The sequence below is a fragment of the Salegentibacter lacus genome, from assembly GCF_020164555.1.
GTDB lineage: Bacteria > Bacteroidota > Bacteroidia > Flavobacteriales > Flavobacteriaceae > Salegentibacter > Salegentibacter lacus.
In genome coordinates, this window is the sequence record NZ_JAIQZB010000122.1 from 1 (window position 1) to 226 (window position 226).

Consider the following 226-nt stretch of genomic DNA (forward strand, 5'->3'; position numbering starts at 1 on the left):
ACAAATACCCGTATCGGCCTGGTATGATATAATTGGAGAAGGAACTATAGCAGACGCTATTCTGGACAGGATCGTGAACTCCTCACATCGGATCGACCTCAAAGGTTATGACAACAATATGGTTATGACTATTACCATTCTACTATTCTGTAAAACACTCTAAAATTCAGTGATTTACCGGTGAACTACGCATATTAACTTTCCATAATTTTAATGTGGCATATTA

Annotated in this window: 1 pseudogene; it reads left to right on the forward strand. The window is 37.2% G+C overall.

From position 1 onward, the window contains the following. Window positions 1-163 (forward strand): annotated as a pseudogene (locus tag LB465_RS18270) (ATP-binding protein); the annotation flags it as partial. Window positions 164-226: the final 63 nt, after the last annotated feature.